The sequence below is a fragment of the Pelagicoccus sp. SDUM812002 genome (genome assembly GCF_031127835.1).
Lineage (GTDB): Bacteria > Verrucomicrobiota > Verrucomicrobiia > Opitutales > Opitutaceae > Pelagicoccus.
This window is the reverse complement of sequence record NZ_JARXHX010000006.1, coordinates 1-21,345: the sequence shown is the minus strand read 5'-3', so window position 1 is coordinate 21,345 and position 21,345 is coordinate 1. Positions and strand designations below refer to the sequence as shown.

General features: G+C 55.5%; 14 protein-coding genes and 1 tRNA gene. 8 read left to right on the top strand and 7 right to left on the bottom strand.

What is annotated here, in order from left to right; translation table 11 throughout:
• The first annotated feature begins 42 nt into the window (after positions 1 to 42).
• Positions 43 to 3,372, top strand: a complete 3,330-nt coding sequence (locus QEH53_RS10505; protein WP_309023142.1) for an error-prone DNA polymerase — start codon at positions 43 to 45, stop codon at positions 3,370 to 3,372.
• Positions 3,373 to 3,519: 147 nt separating this feature from the next.
• Positions 3,520 to 5,853: a GH92 family glycosyl hydrolase gene (locus QEH53_RS10500; protein WP_309023141.1), complete on the top strand. Its 2,334-nt coding sequence runs from the start codon at positions 3,520 to 3,522 to the stop codon at positions 5,851 to 5,853.
• A 117-nt stretch (positions 5,854 to 5,970) separates the two neighbouring features.
• Here QEH53_RS10500 and QEH53_RS10495 read toward each other — a convergent pair whose 3' ends face one another.
• The 6 genes from QEH53_RS10495 to mnmA all read right to left on the bottom strand — a co-directional run bounded on the left by QEH53_RS10495 (position 5,971) and on the right by mnmA (position 13,249).
• A complete protein-coding gene (locus QEH53_RS10495) occupies positions 5,971 to 6,678 on the bottom strand; it encodes a spermine synthase (protein ID WP_309023140.1) in 708 nt (235 codons plus the stop codon).
• 224 nt (positions 6,679 to 6,902) lie between these two features.
• On the bottom strand, positions 6,903 to 7,976 hold the full coding sequence (locus tag QEH53_RS10490; protein WP_309023139.1) for a Gfo/Idh/MocA family oxidoreductase: 1,074 nt from the start codon (positions 7,974 to 7,976) through the stop codon (positions 6,903 to 6,905).
• A gap of 157 nt (positions 7,977 to 8,133) precedes the next feature.
• Complete coding sequence (locus tag QEH53_RS10485; RefSeq protein ID WP_309023138.1) at positions 8,134 to 9,813, bottom strand: divalent metal cation transporter; 1,680 nt, start codon at positions 9,811 to 9,813, stop codon at positions 8,134 to 8,136.
• Between the two features lie 179 nt (positions 9,814 to 9,992).
• Positions 9,993 to 11,702, bottom strand: coding sequence for a GAF domain-containing protein (locus QEH53_RS10480; RefSeq protein ID WP_309023137.1), 1,710 nt, complete (start codon positions 11,700 to 11,702; stop codon positions 9,993 to 9,995).
• 113 nt (positions 11,703 to 11,815) lie between these two features.
• Positions 11,816 to 12,151: a zinc-dependent peptidase gene (locus tag QEH53_RS10475; protein ID WP_309023136.1), complete on the bottom strand. Its 336-nt coding sequence runs from the start codon at positions 12,149 to 12,151 to the stop codon at positions 11,816 to 11,818.
• 12 nt (positions 12,152 to 12,163) lie between these two features.
• Complete coding sequence (gene mnmA, locus QEH53_RS10470; protein WP_309023135.1) at positions 12,164 to 13,249, bottom strand: tRNA 2-thiouridine(34) synthase MnmA; 1,086 nt, start codon at positions 13,247 to 13,249, stop codon at positions 12,164 to 12,166.
• A gap of 131 nt (positions 13,250 to 13,380) precedes the next feature.
• Between mnmA and QEH53_RS10465 the strand changes: the two genes are divergently transcribed.
• The 5 genes from QEH53_RS10465 (at position 13,381) to tpiA (ending at position 20,101) form a co-directional block, all read left to right on the top strand.
• Positions 13,381 to 14,109, top strand: coding sequence for a hypothetical protein (locus QEH53_RS10465; protein ID WP_309023134.1), 729 nt, complete (start codon positions 13,381 to 13,383; stop codon positions 14,107 to 14,109).
• Positions 14,110 to 14,233: 124 nt separating this feature from the next.
• Positions 14,234 to 16,678, top strand: a complete 2,445-nt coding sequence (locus tag QEH53_RS10460; protein ID WP_309023133.1) for an alpha-amylase family glycosyl hydrolase — start codon at positions 14,234 to 14,236, stop codon at positions 16,676 to 16,678.
• A gap of 147 nt (positions 16,679 to 16,825) precedes the next feature.
• Positions 16,826 to 17,848, top strand: a complete 1,023-nt coding sequence (gap, locus tag QEH53_RS10455) for a type I glyceraldehyde-3-phosphate dehydrogenase (RefSeq protein WP_309023132.1) — start codon at positions 16,826 to 16,828, stop codon at positions 17,846 to 17,848.
• 230 nt (positions 17,849 to 18,078) lie between these two features.
• Positions 18,079 to 19,281 carry a phosphoglycerate kinase gene (pgk, locus tag QEH53_RS10450; RefSeq protein ID WP_309023131.1) on the top strand — a complete coding sequence of 401 codons (1,203 nt, stop codon included), beginning with the start codon at positions 18,079 to 18,081 and terminating at the stop codon, positions 19,279 to 19,281.
• A 52-nt stretch (positions 19,282 to 19,333) separates the two neighbouring features.
• Positions 19,334 to 20,101 carry a triose-phosphate isomerase gene (tpiA, locus tag QEH53_RS10445; RefSeq protein ID WP_309023130.1) on the top strand — a complete coding sequence of 256 codons (768 nt, stop codon included), beginning with the start codon at positions 19,334 to 19,336 and terminating at the stop codon, positions 20,099 to 20,101.
• Between the two features lie 286 nt (positions 20,102 to 20,387).
• Here tpiA and QEH53_RS10440 read toward each other — a convergent pair whose 3' ends face one another.
• Complete coding sequence (locus QEH53_RS10440) at positions 20,388 to 20,975, bottom strand: response regulator (RefSeq protein WP_309023129.1); 588 nt, start codon at positions 20,973 to 20,975, stop codon at positions 20,388 to 20,390.
• Positions 20,976 to 21,252: 277 nt separating this feature from the next.
• On the opposite strand from QEH53_RS10440, the gene QEH53_RS10435 reads away from it, so the two are divergent.
• Positions 21,253 to 21,329 (top strand) — tRNA-Asp (locus tag QEH53_RS10435).
• The last annotated feature ends 16 nt before the right edge of the window (positions 21,330 to 21,345 follow it).

Genomic DNA, 21,345 nt, shown 5'->3' with positions numbered 1-21,345 from the left:
AATTTCACTTTTCACTTTTCACCTTTCACTCTTCTCCCGAGCGTGAGCGAGGGATACGTAGAGTTGCATGGGCGGTCGGCGTTTTCGTTTTTGCGGGGGGCGTCGCAGCCGGATGAGTTGGCGGCGGCCTGCGCGGATCGGGGCGTGGGCGCGATGGCGTTGTGCGATCGCGGCGGTGTATATGGATCGGCTCGCTTTCATGCGGCGTGTCGGGAGTTGGGTTTGAAGGGAATCGTTGGTTGCGAGTTGCCGATGGTGGATGGCACGGCTTTGCCGGTGATAGTGAAGACGAGAGCGGGGTATCAGGGGTTGTGTCGCTTGTTGTCGGATATGCATTTGGGCGGAGTTAAGGATACTCGGCACTTGGCTGCTTCCCGCAATGGAGCGTTGAAGAAGGGGGAAGGGCGTTTGAGTTGGGCTGACTTGACGGGGCGAGTCGAGGGACTGGTGGCTTTGACGGGGGACGAAGAGGGCGTGTTGCGACCGTATTGGGAGAATGGTGACAGGGATGGGGTGCGGGAGCGGGTGGGCTCTTTGCGTGGTTTGTTTGGCGAGGGAAATGTCTTTGTTGAGCTTCAGCGGCGGCACGAGCGGGGCGAGGAGCGGTTGGTGTCGGGCTTGCGGGACTTGGCGGGGGCGGAGGGGTTGCCGGTGGTGGCGACTAATGGGGTGAGCTATGCGCGGCCGCAGGGGCGGGCTTTGCTGGATGTGTTCACCTGCTTGCGGGAGAAGGTGAAGCTGGATGAGGCGGGGGGCTTGTTGAGTCGCAATGGGCAACGGTTCGTGAAGGCACCGGCGGCGATGCGGCATTTGTTTCGAGATATTCCGGAGGCGGTGGAGAATACGTTGCGGATCGCGGAGCAGGTGGAGTTTGGCTTGGAGAACCTTGGCTACGAGTTTCCGAGCTATGACGTGCCGCGTGGTGAGTCGATGGATACGTTTTTGAGGAAGGTGGTGTTTGCTGGGGCGCGGAAACGGTATCGGGGGGAGCCGAACGAGAAGACGCGGCGGCAGATGGAGCATGAGCTGGCAGTGATCGCGAAGCTGGGCTTTTCGGGTTACTTCTTGATTGTTTGGGACCTGGTCAATTTTTGTCGCAACAATGAGGTCATGGCTCAGGGGCGGGGCAGCGCAGCGAATAGCGTGGTGTGCTTTTGCTTGGAGATCACGCCGGTGGATCCGGTGGAGGCGGGCTTGTTGTTCGAGCGTTTCTTGAACGAGGAGCGGAAGAGTTGGCCGGATATCGATATCGACTTGCCGAGCGGTGAGCGCAGGGAGCGGGTGATTCAGGAGGTGTATCGTCGCTATGGACGGCATGGGGCGGCGATGACGGCGAACGTGATTACCTATCGGCGCAAGAGCGCGGCTCGGGAGGTGGGCAAGGTGCTGGGCTTCGAGGAGGAGTTTCTGGGGCGGTTTTCGTCGCTCTTTGGCAGCCATAACTACGAGCATGGGCTGGGCTTCGAGGAGCAGCTGGAGCAGTCGGGGATCGCCAAGGAGCATCCGCGAGCTCTAGCGTTGTCGAAGCTCTGCGTGCAGGTGCTGGGACTGCCGCGGCATTTGGGACAGCATTCGGGAGGAATGGTGGTTTGTCAGGGAGCGCTGGATACGGTGGTGCCTTTGGAGCCAGCGTCGATGCCGGGTCGCTCAGTGTGCCAGTGGGACAAAAATGATTGCGAGGACTTGGGTATCGTGAAGGTGGACTTGCTGGGCTTAGGGATGATGGCGGTGATGCAGGACACGCTGGAGAATTTGAATCGCAAGGGAGTCGATATCGATATGGCCCGTATTCCGAAGAATGATACGGCGACTTTTGAAATGATGCAGCGAGCGGATACGGTGGGGGTGTTCCAGATCGAAAGTCGGGCTCAGATCGCGACGCTGCCGCGCATGAAGCCGAAGTGTTTTTATGACGTGGTGGTGGAAGTGGGGATTATTCGTCCAGGACCGATCCAGGGGAAGATGGTGCATCCGTATTTGGAGCGCCGGGAGGATCCGAGCAAGATCGAGTACATCGACGAACGGCTAGTGGAGGTGCTGGAGCGAACGCTGGGGGTGGCTTTGTTTCAGGAGCAGATCTTGAAGGTGGCGATGGTGATGGCGGACTTTACGGGGGCGGAAGCGGAGGAGCTGCGTCGGGCGGTGAGCACCTTTAGTACGAACGAGAAGCGTATGAACACGGTGCTGGGCAAGTTGGTGGGTGCCATGCGTGATCGTGGTGTGGAAGAGGAGAAGGTCAAAAGCGTGGTGCAGTCGGTTTCGAGCTTTGCTCACTATGGGTTTCCGGAGAGTCATGCGATCTCATTTGGACTGCTGGCTTATGTGAGCACGTATTTGAAGTGTCACTACCCGGAGGAGTTTTTTGTGGGGCTACTGAACAATCAGCCGATGGGCTTTTATTCGTCGGCGACTTTGATCCAGGACGCGAAGCGTCGGGGGATTCGCGTGAGAGCGGTTTGCGTGGTGGAGTCGCGTTGGGAGTGTTGCGTCGTTGGTGCGGCGAAGAGTGAAGGTGGAAGGGTGAAGGCTGGTGGGGATGGGACTGGTGGATCTGGAGCAAGCTCGCTCCTACTGGGGAAGAAGAATTGCGGCACAAGGCCGCTTCCCACGGGTCGGGTTGGGGATCAGGTTGGCGCGGCGTGGCGCGAGCGCCAGCCCTACGGGGTTGGGGGGGAGATTCGTTTGGGCTTGGTGATGGTGAAGGGGATTTCTCGGGAGAAGGGTAAGGCGATGGTGGTGGAGCGGGATCGGGCTGCGTTTCGGTCGCTGAAGGATTTTCGGTTTCGCACGCGGTTTAATAAGGAGGAGCTCCGGCAGCTGGCGGCGATCGGGGCTTTGAATTGTTTTTGCGGGGATCGGCGTAAGGCACTTTGGGAGGTGGAGTCGCTGCTAGGTGAGGATGACTTGTTCGCTCATGTGGAGGAGCCGGAGGAGGAGACGCTGAGTCCGCTGGAGGTGATGACGCATCTGGAGCGGCTGCAGGCGGATTATGCGGGAGTAGGCGTGACGGTGGGAGCGCATCCGATGGCCTCGCTAAGGGGTGAGCTGGCGGGAATCTGGCGTGCCTACGATTTGGATACGACGCCGAATGGGGCACGGGTGAAGGTCGCGGGGCAGGTGATTTGCCGTCAGCGACCGGGCACGGCCAAGGGATTTGTATTCATCTCGATGGAGGACGAGACGGGTATTTCGAACACGATCGTTTTGCCACAGCTGTTTGAGAAGTATCGGCTAACAATCACGCAAGAAAAGTTTCTGGTGATTTCGGGCGTGCTGCAGCGCCAGAAGGGGGTGACACATGTGAAGGCGGATCGGATCGAAGCGTTGGTGGCAGGGGAGACGCCAGCGGCACGCAGTTATGATTTCCACTGAGGGAGAGCGGATAGGATTGTGTTTTTTGCCCAATACCGAGGAGCGAGAGAGAAGATCATTGAACGAATGAGCGCGGATTATTTTTGGGATGATGGGGTTGTTGTGATTTTTCTCGCGAGGTGAAAGGGATCTTCCTTAGGTCAAAGAATGTTACCCCGTTTTGATTTGTACGTTTTGAAAGGAGCTTTGTTGGCGAGCCTTGCTTTGTGTCCCTCCCTTGAGGGACGTGAAGAGTTGAAGACACCTGTCGATTGGGTTGATCCTTTGATCGATACTCATGGTTCGCGTTGGTTTTATTTCAATAGCGCGTCTCGGCCGTTTGGCATGGTGAACCTTTCCCCTGACACTGCTACGGAAGGGTCATGGAATTCTGGATACTTGTACGATGATGAGACGATTCGCTGTTTTAGCCATATCCATGCTTGGCAGCTGGCGGGAGTGCCGGTTATGCCGGTGACAGATGAAATGAGAGGTCCTGAGGGAATGGATGCCTACCAGTCGCGATTCTCTCATGCGGACGAAGTCGTGAAGCCTGGGTACCACAAAGTGGTTTTGCAGGACTATGACATTTCAGTGGAGTTAAGTTCCACGATGCGGGTGGGGATGCATCGCTATGTTTTCCCGGAAGGTCGCTCTGCCCACGTGCTTTTCGATATCGGGGCGAAGTTGGCTCATGGGGAGACTGTTTTGGCGGAAGCTCGGAAGGTGAACGATCGCGAAGTAGAGGGGATGAGCCTGCATGCTGGGACGCCTCGTAGAACTAAGGATACTCCGGTTTATTTCGTGGCTCGCTTCGATCAGGGGGCTTCTCAGATCGGTGCATGGAATTCCGCCAAGGAGGTGATCGAAGAGTTGGAGGAGATTGCGGGAGCTGGGGTAGGCATGTTTGCCTCCTTCGAACCGGGGGTGACTTTATTGATGAAGGTTGGGATCAGTTATACCTCGATCGAGAATGCGCGTCTAAATTTGGATACGGAGTTGGAGCATTGGGATTTTGATAGGGTGGTTGCGGATTCGCGGTCCGAGTGGAACGATCGATTGTCGCGAATCGAGGTCGAAGGGGGGAGCGTTGCCCAGAAGACAAAGTTTTATACGGACCTTTGGCGGAGCCAATTGGGGCGTCGCGTGGTGAGTGATGTGGATGGCCATTACATGGACATGACCGGCGAGCCGCAGGTGCGGCAGGTTCCTTTGGATGAACAGGGGCGTCCCCAGTTTCCGATGCATAATTCCGATGCGTGGTGGGGAAGTCATTGGTCGTTGGATATTTTGTGGCCCTTGCTTTGCCCAGAAACGTACAGCGATTTTGTTAAGACCGCCCTAGAAATGTACAAGAATGGAGGGATGATCCCGCGCGGCCCTTCTGGCGGGAACTATACGTTCGTCATGATTGGAGACTCGGCGGCTCCTGCGTTGACGGCTGCTTATCAGAAAGGGATCCGTGATTACGATGCTCGACAGGTTCTGGCCGGATTGGTGCGTAATACGGAGCCCGATGGGAGCCGGTATTATGGAGGCTATGCTAAAAAGCCCAATGAGAAGGCGTACCGCGAGTATTCAGAAAAAGGGTACGTAAGTTGGGGAAATGGCGTGGGCGGAGCTCACGGGAATGGGGTAACCTCCCTTACGTTTTATAATTCCTATCACGACTGGTGTATCGCGCAGCTGGCGGAATCTTTAGGAGAGAGGGCAATGGTTGAACGATTTGCGCCCGGAGCGCTTAACTATCGCAATTTGCTTTGGCCGGAAAAGGGCTATGCTTGGGTGAAATTGCCGAATGGGTCTTGGAAAGAGGGCTTCGCTCCGACGGCGGATGTTTTTGAGCAACCAGGCTTTTGCGAAGCGTCTGCTGCGTTGACGACCTACTATGTGCCGCATGATCCGCAGGGGATGGCGGAGTATCTGGGTGGGATGGATGCCGTCTCAACTCGTTTGAATGCAGCCTTCGAGGAAATGGAGCCTCGTGGGTTTATCGAAGGGAAGCACAAGCGTGAGCATGCTAGCGTGCCTATCTCCTATTCGAATCAGGATGGAACGGGACATGCGCATTTCTTCAATCGAATCGGTTATCCTTGGCTGAGCCAGAAATGGGTCCGCAAGGTGCACGAGGCGAACTACAGCGGTACAGATCCGCATTCCGGATACAATGGCGATGAGGATCAGGGACAGATGGCGTCGCTGAGTGCATTGATGGCTCTAGGTCTTTTCCAGTTTGACGGAGGCTCGGGGATCGATTCGCAATACGATATAACAGCGCCTGTTTTTGAGCGAGTGCGAATCCGTTTGAGCGACCGATACTACGACGGAGATGTTTTTGAGATCGAGGTGGAGAACCAGTCTCCAGAAAATCTATACATCCAGTCGGCTACTTGGAATGGCCAACCGTGGCAGCGTTCTTTATTGCCGCATAAGGATTTAGTCAGCGGCGGTATTTTGAAATTGGTTGTCGGTCCCGAGCCGAACGAGAAGTGGGGGCACTAAGACGTATCGGTTTGCGTTAGAAATAGTGTGATGGGCACGTTCCGCGGAATTGGGGTGAGGATCGCGACACGAGGTCGCTTCGAGCTCCTCGTACGACGTGGAAGTCGTCCCTCCTGATTAGGTTTTCTTGGTGGTGTCTTCCCAGGGGGAATCTACTTTTGTCGCTTGGTAGAGGACATATGCGGATCGTTTGGCACCTTCGTGGACTTTGGCGGGGATGGCTTTGACTTGGAAGCCGGCTCGCTTGATGCGGTCGGCGAATTTCTCGTCGGGGCCGGCGGACCAGAAGATGGCGCTCCCGCCTGGTTTGAGTACGGATTTGATGGTGCGGACTCCGGATTTTGAATACAATGTAGCGTTGCTTTTCTGAACCATGGCGACGGGGCCGTTGTCGATATCAAGCAGGATGCAGTCGTAAGTTTCGGGGGCGGCCTTGCGGATGACAGCGGTGGCGTCGGCGACTTGAAGCTCAACGCGGGGATCGTCGACGCACTTTCCGTTTAGCTCTTGGAGGTGTTCGCGGTTCCAGTCGATGACCTCGGCGGCGAGTTCGAGGACTTCGAGGGTGGCATCAGGGCCGCAGGTTTCGAGGGCGTTGGCGAGGGTGAAGCCGAGTCCGAGTCCGCCGATGAGCATGCGGCTGGGTTGGCCTTTGGGAAGTGATTCGCCGCCGATCCTGCCGAGTAATTTTTCAGAGGCGGCGGCTTTGGAGTGCATGAGCTCTTGGCCGCTGAAGTTGATGGAGTAGGCCCCGTCTTGCTCGTAGAGGGCGAGGATGCCTCCTGATGCGGGTTGAGTTTCAGCGAGTTTGATGCGTGGTTTCAAATGTTTTGGTTCCGGGTGCAGGGTTCTGGGTGCTGAGTTTCGGAACCTGGGATGGACGCAGATGGGGAGGGATTTGGCGAGGGTTTGTTTTTGGGCCTGCAGTGCGGCATGGCGCGAGCGCCAGCCCTACGAAGGGTGGGGATCGGGTTGTGCAGGACGGGCGTAAAGCCCGCGCCCTACGGATCGGGTTGGGGCGGAACGGGGTGAAACCCCTCTCTCCACAGTCAAAGAGTGACGGGGTGGCCGTCTTGGCGGGCCGAATGGTATATGGCCTCGATGAGGGCGATAGCGCGGCGGGATTCGGGGCCATCGAGTGCGGGTTCGCGTCCCTCTTTCAGGGCTGCGGTGAACTCTTGGAAATTGCGAAGGTGTTGGCGGTAGTCGATGGATCCTGGATCCGCTGCTCCAGCTCCGCCTTTGCTGGCTTCGGTTCCGCACTGGGCGAGGATCTCGGCGTCTTCGGGGGATTCGGTTTCGAAGTCCCAGACGGAGAGGTTTTCGTCGGTGAGGAAGATGGAGCCGGTGGAGCCGCAAAGCTGTATTTGGGCAGGATGTCCCGTTTTTGAATACGCGGTGGTGGTTCCTTCGATGGTGCCGAGGGCGCCGTTCTTGAATTTGAGAGTGGCCACGGCTAGATCTTCGACTTCGATTCCCTCGTGGGTGGCGGTCTTCATGTATGCCGAGACGGATTCGACGTCGCCTGCGAAGTGGAGCAGCATGTCGATAGTGTGGATCGACTGGTTCATGAGGGCTCCGCCGCCGCTGAGAGACCAGATACGACGCCAGATGTCAGCGTCGTAATAATTTTGGGTACGGAACCATTTGATGTAGGCGGATGCTAGGGTGAGCTGGCCCAGGCGTCCGGCGTCGACTGCCTTTTTGGTGGCTTCGACAGCAGGCGTGAAGCGGCGGGGGAAGATGCCGCAGATCTTAACGCCATGTTTTTGGCAAGCGGCGATGGCAGCGTCTGTTCGTGCGACGGTGGCCTCGATGGGTTTCTCGCAGAGGATGTGCTTGCCGGCTGCGGCTGCGGCCTGGATGGGCTCAAGGTGGTAGCCGCTAGGGGTGGCGATGGCGACGATGTCGAGGTTGGGATCGGCGAGGAAGTCGTCGTAGTCCGAATATGCGGTGCAGGGATGCTCGGAGGCAAATGTGTCGGCCTTGTCTTGAGAGCGGCTGTAGCAGGCCACGAGATTGGCCTCGCCCATGTCTGCGATGGCTTTGGCGTGGAACTGGGCGATCATGCCCAGTCCGACGATTCCTATTCCGTAGGGTTTAGATGCGTTTTCTTTAACCACAGATTTCTCGGTTAATTAGGATGTTGCTTTTGAACCACTGATGGAGACCTATCTAAATTCTGCAGTGGGTGATCTGGTTGTGGCGGTCGCGGATGAAGCTCCGCGTCACGGGATCGGTTTGCGCTTTCATTGCGGCATAAGGCTGCTCCCCGCGAGATCAGGTAATGGTTTTGGTGTTCTTGCTTTTCAGGTAGAAGTGACCGATGACGATGGCGATGCCGAAGCTTATGAGGAAGACTTTTCCGATTTCGAAGCTTCCGATGGTTTTGCTCCAGGCTGTGGCGACGGAGGCGGAACCGGTGATGAGGAGGCTGACTCCCATGAGTACGTTCCAGATGACGCGGGAGCGTCCGGTGGGTCGTGCCTCGCCGAGCAGCTTCTTGGAATTCATCATGAGGAAGAAGGCGAGGAAGGCCACAGGCAGTAGGGTGTATCCAAATACTGATGTCGGCACTGCGAGATAGGCTCTGGAGGTGCCGCTCCAGAGGAATGGCCAGAGGATACCGACGGCACCAGCAAGCGTGCCGAGCTTGTGATGGATGCCGCCGTGCGGAAATTTGAACATCTCGCAGACCACGAAACCAGAGATGAGCATGAGGATGGAGATCGTGGATAAGGCCATGGCGAAGACACCGAATCCGAAGACAATATGGGCCATGGTGGGGCCGACGAGGGGCTCGAGGGCGGTGGCGAATTGCATGTTGCTGCGGTTGAGCAGCATGGCGGCGATTTGCAGTTCACCGTTTTCAATGGGTGCGCCGGCGAGTTCACCGTTAGAGCGAGCGTCGAGCATGCTTTGGATTTGGCCGGCTTGGCCTGCGAGCGAGGCGTCCTGGGTGATGGAGAGGTCACCATTTTCTTGTATGAGCACGCCTTCGTAGGGCTGGGCGTGGAAGAGGGAGCCGGAGGCGATCACGATACAGGCAGTGGCGATGAGGAAGGGCACGACCATGCCGGTGGAAAGGTCGAAGATGGCGAGGCCGCGGTGGGTTTTGCCCCAGCCTTTTGCTCGCATGGAGAAAGGCAGGAGGAAGGTCATGTTAATGCCGACAGCGGCGGAAGCGGCGGCGACGATGACGTCGCGTTGCTTGGACAATACCGTGTCGGTCCAGAATTGCTGGACGGCTGGGTTGCTGATACTGTCTAGGAACTCACGATAGCCGGCGCTTGGCTCGAAGATGAGGGATGGATTTGGGATAAAGCCTACTAGGATTTCGCCGAGCGGGAGGCCGCTGTCGGAGAGGGCGAGTTTGATGGCGACTCCGATGAAGGAGAAAACGATGATGCCGACGATGACTTTAAGAATTGTCTCATAAATCCGGATACCGATGCCTTTGCCCCCGTAGAGAAAGGTGATGGCAACGACGGGTACGAGTATGATGAGGGAAAAAATGAGCTTGGTGCTGGTGGCTTCGGTATTGCCGATGAGGCCGGGGGCGATGTTTTCGGTGATGGCTCCGTAGGCCAGGGAAAACTGGGGGAGAGCCCAAACCATGTTGGCGGCGAGGGTGGCGAGAATCCATCCCCAGGCGAGGACTGGGTTGATCTGAGTGCGCATACCATGGAAGACGCTCTCCTTGATGGACAGGGAGACGTAGCTGATGGCTGCTAGCATGATGACGCCCATGAAGAGGGCGCACATTTGCACCCAGAGCATGGAGTAGCCGCCGACGACGCCGAGGAAGAGAGCGCCGGCGAGGGAGCCGCCTCCGAGGGTGATGGCGCTCTGCAGCCAGCCGGGGCCTGAGAGGCTGACGTAGGTTTTTAGGGTGGCGGCCGTGCCTTGAGCTCGGGCGTCGGTGATTCGCTGGGCAGTGTTGTCAGGATCTAAGGACATGGGGAGTGGTGGGGTCGAATGGTGATGGAGTTCAGTCGCCTTCTCCGATCGTTAGAGAGGGCTTTAGCACGTGGTTTAGACTGGGGTAAAAAAGAACAACCGCCGACGCTTGGCAACTATTTGTTTAGTTTCTATACTTATTAGATGCTGGGTGCTTTGCCTTGGCTGAACCACGGACGTTATTTGTGGATTGGCAGCTCGATGCGCATGGTGGTGCCGGTAGGGCAGGTTTTTGACACGGAGATATCGCCGTGGTGGCTGCGGAGGATGCGTTTGACGATGGAGAGGCCGAGCCCAGTACCCTCGGGTTTGTCGGTGAGGAAGGAGTCGAAGACGCGCTCGACTAGGTTTTCGGGGATTCCGGAACCAGTATCCTCGATATGCAAAACGGCGAATTTTCCTTTTTCGCTGCTTTCTCCTGTAGTTGAAATAGTGAGCCGTCCGCCGTGAGGCATGGCGTCGGAGGCGTTGATTATAAGGTTGAGCAGGACTTGTTGGAGTTGGCCTTTGTTGCCGTTGACTCTCAGGCGTTGGCCGGACTGTTGATGTTCGAGATCGATCTTTAGCTGCCGCATCTTGTGACGGACGAGCAAGCAAGTGTCAGATACAAGGTCGTCGATGTCCCAGAGCGTGAAAATCCCTTCCGGAGCTTTCCCGAAGGAAAGGACTTTGGAGACGATTTCCTCAAGTTGGTTGAACTTTTCTTTGATGACTTGCTTGTCTTTATGTCGCGGGTCGCTTTCGGGATAGTCGAGACCGAGGGACCCGAATAGGAGCTTGATGACGGTGAGGGGATTGCGGATCTCGTGGGCGATCTCAGCTGAGAGCAGGCCTAAGGTTGTAAGGCGCTCTGACTTTCGGAGCCGTTCTTCCGAGTTGAAGACACGAGTGTAGAGTTCTGCGTTTTGGGCAGCAACGGCGGCAAGGTCAGCGAAGGCTTGCAGAAGACGCCGTTCACTGTTCGGGAAGCGGTGTCTCACTTTTGTGAATACGTTTAGGATGCCCATAACGTTCCCTTCGTAGATCATAGGAGTCGCGAGGCAGGAGGTGACTTCTGAGTCTATAGGGACGTCTTTGAGGTCGTGGTAGTCAGGAGTGGTTATATTGGAAAACTCCACCTGCCGTTTTGTGCGAATAGCGGAGCCCGATAAGCTCTCTGAAAGTCCGAGTTCGCCTACTTGCTGAGTGTACTCGTTGTCGATGGGGCGGGCCGTGAGGAGCTTTACTTTCTGGGTTTTGGAATCGAAGAGCTGTAGGGTGCAAAGGCGTGCTCGAGTGAGCTCCATGGCGGCCTCTGTGACGGTTTCCCAGAGTGAGTGTGTTTCGAAATTGGATACGATGTTTTGTCCGACTTCGATAAGGGCGTTTAGTTGTTCCGACTGGTTGGCCAGTTGGCGCCGGTGCCAGACGCTTTGCAGGACTTGAGAGGATTCGTTGGCAAGCAGAACTAGATTGTCGAGGTCCATCTGGTTGAAAGCGTCGACCTTGTCGCGGGAAATGCTGAGGACGCCGATAATGTGGCCGTGCGAGATCATCGGGGCGATGATTTTTGAGCGGACACCATCGCAGAGCTTGACGTAGCGTGAATCGTTCTCGACGTCGTTACAGAGGATGGGTTCGCCGTTGAAGGCGACGCGCCCGGAAAGTCCCTTGCCGGGGTGGATGGAGAGTTCGCTGGTGTTGGCAGGGTAGCCGAGAGCATACTCGATTTCCAACAAGCTTGTATTCGGGTTTATGAGACTAATGGCTGCAGCGTGGGGAGCAAAGAGTCGTTGCAACTCTCCAGTGATCGCCGTGTATGCGTCGCGCGGGGAACTGCTACCGCTGGCCGCTTGGCTGATGCGATAGAGGGAGAGGAGAGTTTCAGGTTGTTCGGTGAGCGGTTGCACTGTGGAAATAAGTGGATGATGGATTGTGGATCGGACTGTTGGATTTTACGGACGAGGGTGCACTCGTCCCTCCAGGTTTTTACCAACTAATGGGATCGAGGCGGTAGTAGTTTTTAGGATCTTGTAGAGGCTGGTCGCTTGCGTTCGTCGGTGATGTCCATGCCACTTTGTCCTTCGAAAACGACTTCTGCGAAGAAGAGTTTTATATTGGTTTCGAGTCGTTCGCGAAAGTGTGTTGGATGTTTGGATACGATCGGAATGATTTTCAGGAGAATAGTGTTCCAGGCTTCGGGGGAGTCGGCGGAAATGACGGTCTGCTTTTTAGCTCGGTAGTGGCGACTAAACAGGTATTGCCCGCCGAAGAGGAGGGCGGGGATGCCTAGGAAGACGAAGAGAAGTATGTAGGCGGGGCTGATGGATGTTAAGATGGTTAAGGGGTTCGCGACCAAGCTCGCTTCTACCTAGCCGATTTTTGTGTAGATACCACCGCCGAGGAGGTGGGGGCCGTCGTAGAGGGCGATGATTTGGCCGAGGGCGAGGGCACGCTGCGGTTCGTCGAAGGTAATTTCGACGGTTTTTTCGTCGAGCTGCTTGTAGTTCACAGCAACGCGCGGGTCGCGGTAGCGGACCTTGACCTCGAGTCGGCAGTCGTTGGCCGGAGGGGCTCCGGTGAAGCTAAGTTCGGAGACTTCGCAGCGGCTGGAGTAAAGGCCTGGGGCGGTTGGAGCCTCGAAGGAGACGAGCAGGGCGTTGCGCTGTATGTCTTTCCCGACTACAACATAGAAGTCGTTGTCCGAGTTGGAAGGGATCCCGATGCCGCGGCGTTGGCCGATGGTGAAATAATGGAGGCCGCGGTGTTCGCCGAGTGGCTTGTCGTCATCGGCCCGGAGGATGGGGCCGGGGCGGTCGGGCACGTATTCGCGGAGGAAGTCGGCCATCTTTATGTTGCCGATGAAGCAGATGCCTTGGCTGTCCTTTTTCTTGGCGTTGGGAAGCTCTGCTTTTTGAGCGAGCTCGCGGAGCTTAGGTTTGAGCAGGTGGCCGACGGGAAAGCGGGCTCGAGCCACTTGCTCGGGGCGCATCATGGCAAGGAAATAGGTTTGGTCCTTGTTGGGGTCTGCACCTTCGATGATAGCGCGGGGAGTCGTTTCAGTTGCCTCGCGGATCTGGGCGTAGTGTCCGGTGGCGACTTCGTCGAAGCCGTTTTCGAGGGCGTAGTCGAGGAAGACTCCGAACTTGATCTCACGGTTACACATAACGTCCGGATTAGGCGTGATGCCGGACTGGTATCCGGAGAGCAGGTAGTCGACAATGCGGGTGCGGTACTCCTGCATGAGGTTGACCACGCGGAAAGGGATGCCGAGGGATTCGGCTACCGCGGCGGCATCTTCGATGTCTTGCTGCCAGGGGCAGTCGCCGAGGATTTCGTCCTCATTGATCCAGTTTTTCATGTAAGCGCCCTCGATGGCGTAGCCTTGCTCTTTGAGGAGCAAGGCAGCGACGGCGGAGTCGACGCCTCCAGACATGGCGACCAGGATCTTCTTCATGGGCAGGGAAGGTGAAGCGTGAAGTTTAAAATGTGAAGAGCGAATGGTGAAACGAAGCCGCAGTGGTTCGATTTTCGAGCTGGCGTTTTGCGCGTGGAAGCGCGAGTAAGGGTTTTCCCAATTGATTCTCTATGAAGAGCTTGATGACTCCAGAGGCATTTACGGACGAACTGAAAGAGGCGTTGGGCGACCGATTGACGATGGTTGCCCTATTTGGTTCGGCGGCGGTAGGAGACACGGCGGAGCGTTTTTCGGACGTGAACATCATGGTCGTCTGCACGCAGATGGGAATGGAGGAGCTGGATGCGATCGCTCGGCTCTCGAGGGATTGGAACAAGTTCGGAAATCCGCCTCCTTTAATGTTCGCTCTCGAGCGGTTGATGAATTCGTCGCATGTCTTTCCTATCGAGCTATTAGACATCAAGGAGAACCATCGTGTGCTTTATGGTCGAGACGTGTTGCGGGACTTGCCTATCAGCCAGGCGAATTTGCGCTTTCAGCTGGAGCACGAGCTGAAAGGAAAGCTGATACAGTTGCGTGAGGGGTATATGCTGGCGGTCGACGATGGGGAGACGCTTTTGGACCTGATGCTACGGTCTCTTTCGAATTTTCAGATCATGCTGAAAGCCGCGCTCCGGTTCTACTCGGTGAACGTGCCGGCCAAGAAGCGAGATGCGGTGAGAGAGCTCTCCAAGCATGTTTTGTACGACCTCTCCGTTTTCGAGGAACTGCAGGGAATCCGGGATGGAACAACTTTGCCCCCGTTTAGCGGGGAGGCGGCCAAGGACTTGTTTGAACGTTATTTGGAGGCGATCGAGCGCTCGGCTGACTTGATTGCGGCACTGAGTCGTAGGGATTAGGATCGCTTCTTTTCGGTCGTTGGGATGGCCTCGGAAGACAAAACGGTTAAATCTCAAATTTCCCGGCCCGATTTTCTTGCTTTGGCGCGGATCGTGTTTGGTTGATTGTGACGTCTACACCTACATGGCACCTTCTTTAGAAAGCAGACACATACGGAAAGCTTACCTCACCTCGCTCACTGAGGGAGTCGTGGAGCTCAATCGAGATTGGCGGGCGGCGCGGCTGCCGCCTATAAGTTTGGAAGGCCAGGTGCATTCCCACTTAGCTCTGAGTGCTTTGCCGCCGATCGAATATGCGAAGCAGAGTGGTTACTTTGTGAGCAAAAGCGGTAAGGTGGTCTTCGTCTTCTTTCCGCAGAAGTATTCGAAAATCGAGTACACGGGGGCATCTGTCTACGTGGCGGGGAGTTTCAATGGTTGGCAGAGCGCGATCGGCGATGAAAAATGGGAATTGAAGCCGGAGACCATAAATGGGAAACGCGCGCTGATCTTGCGAAAGGAAATTGATATTTTCGATTGTGACGAGGGCTGCCAGTTCAAGTTTGTGACCGATCAGCACCATTGGTTTCTGCCGGATCAGGAGGCGCCCAACCTCTCATCGGACGGCATGGGTAATGCGAACTACACCTACCAGCCCAAGCGTACCGGAAAACATCGCCTTGGCTTCAAGCTGAAGAAGCCGATCGAGTTTTCCAATAAGAACGTTTTACTCTACCACACCCGCAAGGGGGTGGAGCGGACAGAGCTATCGCTAGGTAAATTCTTCCTCAGCTTAAAGTCCGATAAGCCGCTCGGTGCCGTTGTAAATGGCAAGTCTGTGACTTTCCGCTTATTTGCCCCGCGGGCAAAGTGGGTGAAGGTGGGCTTCTTTTCGGATTTGTCAGATCCGAAGAAGGCAAACTGGCTGCTGATGAAGCGCGATAGGGATTTCGTCTGGGAAGCCACTGTCGACGAGGATTTGGCAGGTTACTACTATTGGTTCCGCGTCGATGGACCCGCTCAGCACAATAGCTTGTTCAATCCGGATTTTAACGTGCTCGATCCGTACGCGAAGGCGATGGTGGGCAGGGAAGGGCCAGGCATTATTATTGACGATGCAGCTTACGGTAAGCCGGCGCGGCATTTTAACCCACCGCAGTGGCAGAATTTGGTGGTGCTCGAAGGACACGTTCGGGATTTCGTGGAAAAGGCGCCTGGAGTCGTGCGTGACGGAGACCGTCCCCTCGGCTTTGCCGACCTCGCCAAGTACGCTCGGCGGAAAGATTTTTATCCGAAGCGTCTCGGGGTAAACGCGATCGAACTGCAGCCGATTCAGGAAAACGACAGTCAGAGCTACGGTGAGTATCACTGGGGCTACATGACGGCTAACTACTTCGCTCCGCATTCTGGATACGGAAGCGAGCCAACCAAGGCCTCGCAAGTACAAGAGTTTAAAGATTTGGTGGAAACGCTGCACGAAGAAGGCTTCGCGGTGATTCTGGATGTGGTCTACAACCACGTGGGTGAGCCGGCCCACCTAATGTTCATTGACAAACACTATTATTTTCATGCCTCGGCGGATGGAGATTTGAGTAATTGGAGTGGATGCGGAAACGACCTCCGAAGCGAAGCTCCAATGGCGAAGCGTCTGATCATCGATAGCCTGAAGCACCTTGTGGAATTTTATGGCGTGGACGGATTCCGGTTTGATCTGGCTGACCTAGTGGGCAAGCCCGTACTCAAGGACGTCGAAAAGGAACTGAAAAAGGTGCGCTCCGATGTTATCCTAATCGCGGAGCCGTGGAGCTTCCGCGGTCACATTGGTCCGGAGCTGCGGGATACGGGATTCGCGTCGTGGAACGATGGATACAGAGAGTTTCTCAAGGACTACGTTCGTTGCGAGTCTGGCATAGACGCGGTGAAGTATTTTATGCAAGGTTCGGTGGGGCATTACGCAACTTGGCCGGCTCAGACGGTGAATTACGTGGAATCGCATGACGATCGGGTTTGGATCGACGATATCACCGAACACGCGAATTTCGACGGTACGCTTCCGACCCACCGTGACATCGCTCGCACGCGCATGATGATATCACTGCTCATGATGTCTGTCGGCATGCCGATGCTGCACGCGGGTATGGATTTTCTCGGTACGAAGAACGGAGTGCGTAACACTTACCAAGACGGACCTCGAAACGCTTTGGATTACGAGCGGGCTCTCGAGTTTTCTTCCTGCTCGAAGTATTTTTCGGACTGGATCGCCTTCCGTCTTTCTGAAAGAGGAGGGATCTTGCGTCACTATAACAGAGCTCCGGAAGGTTTCTTCGATTTCTTGCCAGCGGAAAGCGGCAACGCTTTTGCGTGCGTTTACAACGCATCGGGAGAGTGGGGAGGACGGAAGTTGCTCTTCGCGGCGAACCCCGGTCTCGGCTCGGTACAGATCCCTCTAGGAGATTGGGGCGGCAAGTCGTGGCGCCAGATCGCCGACCACGAACGCTTTCTCGATGCCAAGGATCGTATCTGGGCTAATCAACCGCATAAGGCTCTCTTTTTGCCCCGCATCGCCTGCGGCCTTTGGGAGTTAGCTTAACGATCAGTGCCTCTGATAGCTGAGCAAAAAAATCAGATACCATAACTTCTTGATTTTCTCTGGGGGGTGTCATGTACTCCCGCCTCGCGTGGCAGTTTTGCCGCGTGAAATCACTCAACACGTCAATATCGCAACACATAGATTACCATGGCTGTAAAAGTAGCTATCAATGGTTTCGGCCGCATCGGCCGCCTAGTATTCCGCGCACTCGTGGACCAGGGCCTTCTCGGCACTGAAGTCGACGTCGTCGCTGTAAACGACCTCGTTCCTGCGTCGAACCTAGCGTACCTGCTCAAGTACGACTCCACTCAGGGTCGTTTCAACGGTACTGTGGAAGCAGAAGGTGAAGACACGCTCGTCGTTAACGGCCACAAGATCAAGTGTCTCGCACTTCGCGAAATCCCATCCAACCTTCCTTGGGCGGAGAACAACATCGACATCGTTATCGAGTCGACGGGTCTCTGGGTTCAGGACGATAAGGCTCAAGGCCACATCGACGCCGGCGCGAAGAAGGTTATCATTTCCGCTCCCGGCAAGGGTGCCGTCAAGACCGTCGTTCTCGGCGTCAACGACGACACGCTCACCGCAGAGGACACGCTGATCTCCAACGCGTCTTGCACGACTAACTGCTTGGCCCCTATCACTAAGGTTATCCTCGACAACTTCGGCATCGAAGAAGGTCTGATGACTACCGTTCACAGCTACACTGCTACGCAGAAGACTGTCGATGGACCCTCTCCTAAGGACATGAAGGGTGGACGCGCTGCTGCGATGAACATCATCCCATCGACCACTGGTGCAGCCAAGGCTGTTGGCCTCGTTCTTCCAGAAGTTGCTGGCAAGCTCACTGGCATGGCGTTCCGCGTTCCAACTCCAACTGTTTCTGTGGTCGACCTTACCGTTAAGACCGTAAAGTCCACTTCTTACGAAGAGATTTGCCAGAAGATGAAGGAAGCTTCCGAGTCCGGTCCTCTAAAGGGAATCCTCGAGTACACCGAAGACGAAGTTGCCTCTTCTGACTTCATCCACTGCCCAGCCTCTTCGATATTCGACGCAGGTTCCGGCATGGGTCTCAACGATAAGTTCTTCAAGCTCGTTAGCTGGTACGACAACGAATGGGGTTACTCCAATCGCGTCGTAGACCTTCTCAAGAAGGTTGCTGCTCTCTAATCGAGTGAAGGATTAGTTTTTTCAGCCCTTTGCTTGCGCCCGTTTGCGCGGGCAAGGGGCTTTTTCTTGTACGAGCACTTTCGATTGATTCATTCTACTTACCAACACGGAAGCAATCAACCGAACCTACTCAAAAATGAAAGGTTGGCATCTTTTTCAGGCTGCCTTTCTCCCTCCAAGTTTCTAGGGCGTCTTCGGCGAAGCCGTCCAACCACTTTCCATTAAAAGCTATGGCTACAAAGACCATCGAAGACATCGACCTCAAGGGTAAGAAAGCGCTCATTCGCGTAGACTTCAACGTGCCTCTCAAGGACGGCGAAGTCACCGACAATACCCGTATCCTCGGCGCCCTGCCGACAATCAAGCACGTGATCGCCAACGGCGGCACCGCAGTGCTTCTCAGCCACCTCGGTCGTCCGAAGGGCGAGGTAAACCCAAAGTTCTCTCTTGAACCTGTCGCAAAGGCGCTTTCGAAGGAACTCGGTCAAGCAGTGGTTTTCGTTCCCGAATCGCGCGGCGAGGTAGCTGAAAAGGCGGTCGCTGCTCTCGAGCCAGGCTCCGTAGCCCTGCTTGAAAATGTTCGTTTCCACCCTGGCGAAGAGAAAAACGACTCCGAGCTTTCCCAAGCTTTCGCGAAGCTGGGCGATCTCTACATCAATGACGCATTCGGCACCGCGCATCGCGCCCATTCCTCGACGGCAGGGATCGCTGAGTTTCTCAAGCCAGCGGTTTGCGGTTTCCTCATCCAAAAGGAGCTTGAATTCCTCGGTGACAAGACTGCGAATGCGGAGCGCCCTTTCACCGTAATCCTCGGTGGAGCCAAGGTTTCCGACAAGTTGAAGGTCATCGATGCCTTGCTCGAGAAGGCGGACACAATCCTCATTGGTGGAGCGATGGCTTACACTTTTGCCCTCGCCAACGGCAAGACTGTGGGAGACAGCCTCAAGGAAGAATCCATGGTCGAAATGACAGCGGAGCTCCAGAAGAAGGCGGAAGCCAAAGGCGTTAAGCTTTTGCTTCCAATCGACAATGTCACCGTAGATTCGTTCGACTTCGGTGCGATGCAGGCGGGTAACCTCGGCACTTCTGATGAAGACGGAAACATCCCTGACGGATGGGAAGGCGTGGACATCGGCCCGAAGACTACCGAGCTCTATTGTGCGGAAGTTGCCAAGTCCAAGACCGTTCTCTGGAATGGTCCGATGGGCATCTTCGAAAGCGACGATTGTAACAAAGGCACGTTTGCAGTGGCTAAGGCAATCGCGGAAAATCAAGACGCAACCACCATCATCGGTGGAGGAGACTCCGTAACGGCTGTGAACATGGCTGGCTACGGCGATAAGGTTTCCTTCATGAGCACAGGTGGCGGCGCCAGCCTCGAGTTCCTCGAGGGAAAAGTGCTTCCTGGCGTGGACGCTCTCGACAAGAAATAGTCGTTCCGATCCAAATTCTCATCTGAAAATTTAAATCTTAAATCCAAAGAATATGTCCCGCAAATATCTCATCGCAGGTAACTGGAAAATGAACAAGAACCCGTCGGACGGTGCGGATCTCGCGAAGGAAATCGCGTCATTCGTATCTAAGGACGAGTCTGTAGAGGTTGTCATCTGCCCAACCGCAATCGCACTGGATCGCGTATCCACCGCTATCGAAGGTTCCGCGGTTAAGCTCGGCGCACAAAACCTCTATCCTCAGGCCAGCGGTGCCTACACGGGTGAAATCTCCGCTGAGATGATCCGTGCGGTTTTCGGCAAGTACGTCATCCTCGGCCACAGCGAGCGCCGCGAATACTTCAAGGAGTCTGACGCGTTCGTGAACGAGAAGGTGAAGTTCTCCCTCGAGAACAACCTCAACCCGATCCTCTGTATCGGCGAGACCCTCGAACAACGCGAAGCGGACGAAACGCTCGAAGTAAACAAGACGCAGCTTCTTGGCGGCCTCGAAGGAGTATCTGCTGAGGATATGCCAAAGGTCGTTATCGCTTACGAACCTGTTTGGGCGATCGGTACCGGTAAAACTGCGACTCCAGAAATGGCTCAGGAAGTTCACGCAGCTATCCGTGCGGAGCTAACTGCGAAGTACGGGGAAGCAGTTGCTGAAAAGATACGAATCCTTTACGGAGGTTCCATGAAGCCAGCGAACGCGGACGAGCTTCTCGCTCAGAAGGATATCGACGGTGGTCTCATCGGTGGCGCTGCTCTCGACGCAAAGTCCTTCTCCGATCTCATAACTTCTGCTCGTAAGGCAGACTAGTTAATTTCGGATCTACGGAATTATTTGGTGGAAACGCTCTCGGCATGTAGCCGAGGGCGTTTTTTGTTCGGGTACGGAGGAGTCTGCGTCGCATAGCCGCAGCAGTAGTTTGAAACAGGCAAGTTTCGGTCGAAGTTTTGGGCTCTGACGCTAGGCATCCAAATCCTAATGAGCGTTGCTGGATTTGTTGGTAAATATCTCCCGTTAGTATTCTAAATTTAGATACAAAGAGACCGCGACTCAACTAGGCCGCGGTTGTGGGAATTTTGGATGTCAGCAAGGGGCTCTAGTTCTTGCGGCGGGTTCTTACACGAGGCCAGCTGCGTAGGAGCTGGTCCTTGATGATGGAAGCAGTGATTGGCTTTTCGAGGTAACCGTTCATGCCGACCCGCCGGCATTTGAGTCTCGTCTCAGGAGAGACGTTGGCGGTGACTGCTATGATTTCAGTTTGCCGTGCGCTATCGTTTTCCGCTTCGCGGATGGCTTGAGTGACCTCGAGTCCGTCCATGTAGGGCATGTCGAGATCCATGAAGATGTAGTCGTAGTCGCCACTTTGATACAGCTTCAAAGCGTCTTCACCATTTTCGGCTTCGACGCAGCTGTAGCCTAGCTTTCGCAGGATTATGCGGATGATCTTGCGATTGATTTCGTTGTCGTCGGCGACGAGGATTTTCAAGGGGCGACGCTCCGCGAAATTCTCGTCCAGTGCCTTGCCTGCAGGAGTCGGTTTACGAGGAGCTAGTATGCCTAGTCCCGGCCCCTCGGACGACAATGCTTCAAGTTGGTCGCCAGTGAACAATAGCTCCTGCGTGGTGGCTGCGGGAGGTGCGCTGGTCCAAAATTCGAGCTGTCCTGGCGTGGTGCGTTTGCGCATTCGGGTGGTGAAAGTAGGATTAGTGTCAAAAAATACTTATTTTGCAAGAATTACTGGATACGACTCTTTCTCTGAAAGGGTGCTTTTGGCTGCGGCTAATCCTTTGGAAACGTGGCTAATGAGATGTGTTCCACTTTGATCCGAAAGGTCCAGAATCGAGTTCAAGCACAGCCGAGAAAAGCGCTGTATTGATGGGCTAATGGTCGCAGAAAAAAGTTCGAAACCGCACTTGACTTGAAAAGGCCGCTTCCTACTTTCAGCGTCTCTTTCACGCCACGGGGTAGTAGCTCAGTTGGTTAGAGCGCCTGCCTGTCACGCAGGAGGCCGCGGGTTCGAGTCCCGTCTATCCCGCCATCGTGAAAAAACCGTT